Annotated in this window: 6 protein-coding genes and 2 pseudogenes; 7 read left to right on the top strand and 1 reads right to left on the bottom strand. The window is 29.2% G+C overall.

Going from position 1 to position 4,828, the window contains the following annotated elements; genetic code table 11:
* Window positions 1-408: 408 nt before the first annotated feature.
* The 7 genes and pseudogenes from B2G44_RS02510 to B2G44_RS02200 all read left to right on the top strand — a co-directional run bounded on the left by B2G44_RS02510 (window position 409) and on the right by B2G44_RS02200 (window position 3,867).
* Window positions 409-486 (top strand): hypothetical protein, encoded by a 78-nt coding sequence (locus tag B2G44_RS02510; RefSeq protein ID WP_420887401.1) that lies wholly within the window; start codon window positions 409-411, stop codon window positions 484-486.
* A gap of 801 nt (window positions 487-1,287) precedes the next feature.
* The gene (locus B2G44_RS02455) at window positions 1,288-1,422 is read left to right on the top strand and encodes a hypothetical protein (protein ID WP_257616384.1); all 135 of its coding nucleotides are present in this window, start codon (window positions 1,288-1,290) and stop codon (window positions 1,420-1,422) included.
* Between the two features lie 83 nt (window positions 1,423-1,505).
* Window positions 1,506-1,625 (top strand): annotated as a pseudogene (locus B2G44_RS02460) (hypothetical protein); the annotation flags it as partial.
* Window positions 1,626-1,640: 15 nt separating this feature from the next.
* Window positions 1,641-1,778 (top strand): hypothetical protein, encoded by a 138-nt coding sequence (locus B2G44_RS02465; RefSeq protein WP_257616385.1) that lies wholly within the window; start codon window positions 1,641-1,643, stop codon window positions 1,776-1,778.
* A 507-nt stretch (window positions 1,779-2,285) separates the two neighbouring features.
* A complete protein-coding gene (locus tag B2G44_RS02375; RefSeq protein WP_180372484.1) occupies window positions 2,286-2,432 on the top strand; it encodes a hypothetical protein in 147 nt (48 codons plus the stop codon).
* A gap of 166 nt (window positions 2,433-2,598) precedes the next feature.
* On the top strand, window positions 2,599-3,012 hold the full coding sequence (locus tag B2G44_RS02190; RefSeq protein WP_078123190.1) for an SVM family protein: 414 nt from the start codon (window positions 2,599-2,601) through the stop codon (window positions 3,010-3,012).
* Window positions 3,013-3,414: 402 nt separating this feature from the next.
* Window positions 3,415-3,867, top strand: a complete 453-nt coding sequence (locus B2G44_RS02200; RefSeq protein ID WP_257616386.1) for a hypothetical protein — start codon at window positions 3,415-3,417, stop codon at window positions 3,865-3,867.
* Between the two features lie 92 nt (window positions 3,868-3,959).
* Here the strand turns inward: B2G44_RS02200 and B2G44_RS02485 are convergent.
* Window positions 3,960-4,828, bottom strand: a pseudogene (locus tag B2G44_RS02485) (reverse transcriptase domain-containing protein); the annotation flags it as partial.

Consider the following 4,828-nt stretch of genomic DNA (forward strand, 5'->3'; position numbering starts at 1 on the left):
CCAAAATTGCTTTTCAATTAGCATTTAGATAATAAACCGCAAGATAATTTGCCTTTTTAACCATAAATTGATAAAGAACCAAAAATAACAAATCAAAGAACAATTAAAATGAATGATGAGTTAACCGATATTTATCACGATAATTATTTTCAAAACCGTTACAAATAACTCCAAAAACGAAAAAAGAAGAAATAATAATAACTAAAAAGTATTAATTAAAAAATCGCTGAGGATCATCAAACCTCCATTAACAAAACCACAGAATTTTAACACATTTTTTAAAAAGTTTTAATCAAAGACATTACGACCAATACTGAAGTCTTTTTAACACCCCAAATTAGGAAATTTGTTTTAAAATTGAAAAAAGCCTAATTTAATAGAAATCCCCGAGCAGGGAAAAAAATCAAAATTCCTGCTAAAACAGTAGTCACTTTCAAACTTTCTAAAACCATTCAAAATGCCGTTAAAATATTAATTTTAAAATAACCCAATCATTTTTCTTTATAAAAAGCAAAAAAGGAGATTAACGATGTCATTCAAGCCAAAATTTTATCTGTATGTGCTGGAATTATTAAGTTGCGGGTTATTTATTTTATTCATTTAAGGGATAACGCATTCATTCCTTCCCACTAAAAAACCACTTTAACGAACCCGCATGCAACCAGTCAACAACAAAAAATGGACAACCAAATCGAATTAGAACAAGCTAAAATCCGAGCCCTCCAGCAACAAGATCACATTTTAACCTAAATTGCGAAAAATGTGCAAACTTTAACAGAAACTATTACATAAAATAAAATAAAAACCTCCCAAGTGAATTAATAAATCATCTTGAATTATCTCTCAATCTTAAAACACAAAAACACAAACAATTAACGGAACTATAAAAAAAATAACAAACATAACAAACCTTAATTGATAATTTAATTGAACAAAGGAAAACGTTAAATTAAAATCAAAAATAAAAACAAGCGAAACTAGCAAAATTATCCCAAGAAAAAGCCCAATTGCAAACCAAAGCCAACCTCCAATGACAAATTAGGCAATTAAAGCAAGCGCTTAATTATGTGGAAGCGAATCAAAAAAAACATGAAACATTAAAAACGCAACCAGAATATCAAAAAAATAAAATGGAATTAAAAAATTTCAAAGATTTCGCCTTTCTTAACTGATCAAAAAATCGCTTCGGAAAAAAAGCAAAATTTAACGCTTCAATTAAATCATGTACAAGAAAATAAATCCCTTTCCCATTCGAAAAACAAGGTAACTTTTAAAGATTTTTACGGGATGGCAACCGAAAAAAAAGAATCAGATGATTTATTAACTTATTTTCCAATTAATAAATCTTTAAGTAATTTTTATCACGTCTGTCCCGAAAATTATTTACTTTATGGCCCCCCTCTGACACAGAGAAAACTTTGAAAACTTTTTTAATTAAAACTCTTTGTGGTTAAGCCAATGTCAACTTTATTAATTTAATTCTTGCCCAACTAGATCAAAAATACATTGGCAAAGGCAAAGAAGTTTTAGAAAAAATTCGGCAAAAAGCAAAAAATTATGAGCACAGCATTATCTTTATTGAAGAAATCGAAAACTTAGAAAATCGTAATAATGCCAATATTTCTTTAGGAGGAGTTAATGTGATTAATATTTTATTAGATAAATTAGATGTGGAGTTTAATAGTCGTCAGCATATTGATCAATTAAAAGATTCCGAAATTCCAGGTTATTTAAAACATATTATCGCCCCTTATCAAATTAGTTATCATACTTTTTGAGCTTTCAAAAAGATTTCCCAATTATGTTAAAGTAAAAAACTTCTCTAATCAGAATTTAACGACGATCATCGAAAAAGCTTATAAAAAACCACTAAAGGACAACCACAAAAATCCACAAAACCAAAGATTCATATTAATTTAAAATATTAAAGAAGTCTTAAATTCGAAATTAAAAATAAAACCTGATTGTTGCCAAGTAAAACAACAGCCAAAATTCCTGCGAACAGCAATGCGTCCAATGACATCAAGGCATCTTACAATACTTAAAGAAAACCTAAAGAAGAAACCCAAATAAGCGTTAATTTTTACCTTTATAGTTCGAAATGACATTAATTATTATCAACTTCGCTATCATCAAATCTAAGCGGAACTTAAATGATATTAAAGTCTATTAAATAAAATCTACCAAGAAAATAAAATTCTCCAATTAGCACAAGAAATAGCCACTTTAGAACCAACCCCTGACAAATACCCAAACCAACCATTAAAGATAAAAACCAAGAAAATATGGACATTAACAATAATCTGAAAACGATAAAAATGCAAGAAGAAAATTTCAGAAAAGAATTAAAGCCGATCCGGAAATCTTCGGTAACTCTAAAAAGAACCTGCCAACCAACCTTGCAAACTACATCAAAAATCAACATTCGTTAGATCGTTGGAATAAAATAAGATTAACTTATAAGGAAACCTCTGTTAATGGATTTGAACATGCTCAGTTTGATAAAGAAAGATAACAGGCAATTAGATATATATATATATTTAACAACTTTTAATATGTTAAAATATAGAGGAATAAAAATTAAAGGAGATTCAATTAATGGTTAAAATAAAAAATAACTTACTATTGTTATTGAATGCATTTTTTGCATTTACTTTATTAGGTTTATTTTTAATTACTAATAATCAACAAGTAATGGCCGCCCCTAATGAAGAATTTGTTGGTAATATGAGAATCGTTAATATAACTGTATCAAATATTAATATTCTTAAAAATCATGCAACATTTAAACAATACTTTGATTTTAAAATAAATAGACCTTGTTATAACGGAAATATAGCAACTTTTGCTATTATGTGGAAAATTAAAAATCCACCTCGTAATTTATTAGGTGTTTTTTTTGATAATGGCACTAGAGATGATGAAGATGATAAATATAACTTAGAAGATTTGAAAAAAATGGGAAATGGTGCTTCAAATATGTATATTTTTTGGCAATATGAACAAAAATAATTTTCTAAATTAAAAAAGTTTCAATAATGTTTGAATTAAAAATAGATTTAGAATAATAAGTTTTTGTTCATTTTTATTCTTAGGATTATTATGTATTAATAATAATAAAATTATGGCAATGGAAAAATTAAATAATAAATTAATTAAAGAAACAAATATTAATAAATGTCAAAAAACAAATTCAACAATTCAAAAAATACCAAAATATAGTAAAAAAAGATGAAAAAAATAAAAAATGATAATTTGAAAAAAAACAAAAAACCATTTTTGAAATTGTTTATAAAAACGAATAGTTATAAAATTGATTTTTATATGATAGAGATAAATTAGAAATAATCCGGACCTACTAGAGGAATTACCCAATACTTTTGCTTAGCTAACAATCTCGGGGTTTTAACCTATCTGAATTATCTAGCTGAATATAGCTGTTTGAAAACACTGGCAAGAAAATGGGAAACATCGATTCCCAGAGTTCGAAAGAAACTCAATATAGATTCAACTTGGGGTATCTCCTATATTAACAAAGGAAAGACTCAATACGAACCATGGGAAGTCTACTCTTGGGATAAAATTGAAAAAATGCGTAATTACAAGGGAAACCCGGACATTGCCATTAATAGATTTAAATTCCGAAGTCGTACACATCTAACTGACCGTTTGAAAGCGGAACGTTGCGAAAACTGCGACAAAACAACCCAACTTCAAATTCATCACATTGGCACAGTTCGCAATGCGAATCACCAAAGGATCATGAATAAAAGTACCAAGGTATTGTGTAAAGATTGTCATCGCAAGATAACCAATCAACAAATACATGATATTAGAAAAACAAGAACGATAAGAATAAATAGCTAATCAGTCGTGAGGGGAAATTAGTTCTCGCAAGAGAGTAAATTAGGGAGTTAGCCAATTAAGTTAGTTAATTTTTGATTCTTTAGGCTTTTTCCGCCTTTGATACCAATGATAAAATCATCAATATAGCGGATATATTCAACTTTTGGTTTTGGATTTAGGTTAAGCAGCTATCGATCCTCAGTTTATCGTGTTGGTTTTTAGACCGTGCCATTTTATATTCTGGATTACCTTTATTAATTAGTTTCCCTTCTTTAATCAGTTTCTCCATTTTAAGATCGATATGATGTAAATATACATTCGCCAGCAAGGGAGATATGATTCCTCCTTGTGGAGAGCCTAATAAAGATTCACATTTAACGCCGTCTTCCACCAAGCCAGCTTTCAGCCGTTTGCTAATGGTTGATAGGGTTTTGTTCTTTTTGATGAACTGGTTTAGGGTTCTCATAAGAATCTTGTGGTCGATCGTTTCAAAGTAGCCTTTTAAGTCGATTTTGATAATATAGTCAATTCTTTGGCATCTTTGTTTGACACGTTTGATGGCGTCATGACAAGATCTTTTGGTTCTGAATCCAAAGTTCTATTCTGAGAAAATATTTTCAAAGTAGGGAGTTAAGAATTGTTCGAGACATTTTTGCATCAACCTATCTTTTATAGTAGGTAAACCCAAAAGGGGTCTGGTATTCCCATTATCTTTAGGGATGAGAAATCTTTTAACTGGTTCAGGATTATAACCATTATTGTATGTATTCCTGATGGTATCTTTCTAGTTTCCCTAGATTAATCCCATCAATTGTTCAATTGTTTTATTGTCAATTCCGGGTGTGCCTGCCCCTTTGTTTGTGGCGATTCTTCAACGTGTTGTAGAAATTATTCATTCCTTGTTGCAGCTCTCTTTTTAAAGAGTAACCATTTGATGAACAATATTGAATTCTATTCAATGTTCGCAAAAGTTTAGTTTCTG

The sequence above is a fragment of the Candidatus Phytoplasma citri genome, from assembly GCF_002009625.1.
GTDB classification, from domain to species: domain Bacteria; phylum Bacillota_I; class Bacilli_A; order Acholeplasmatales; family Acholeplasmataceae; genus Phytoplasma; species Phytoplasma citri.

Coding starts and splice junctions, on each gene's coding strand:
- B2G44_RS02375 (WP_180372484.1), top strand. CDS start 2,286: ATGGACATTAACAATAATCTGAAAACGATAAAAATGCAAGAAGAAAAT.
- B2G44_RS02455 (WP_257616384.1), top strand. CDS start 1,288: ATGGCAACCGAAAAAAAAGAATCAGATGATTTATTAACTTATTTTCCA.
- B2G44_RS02190 (WP_078123190.1), top strand. CDS start 2,599: ATGGTTAAAATAAAAAATAACTTACTATTGTTATTGAATGCATTTTTT.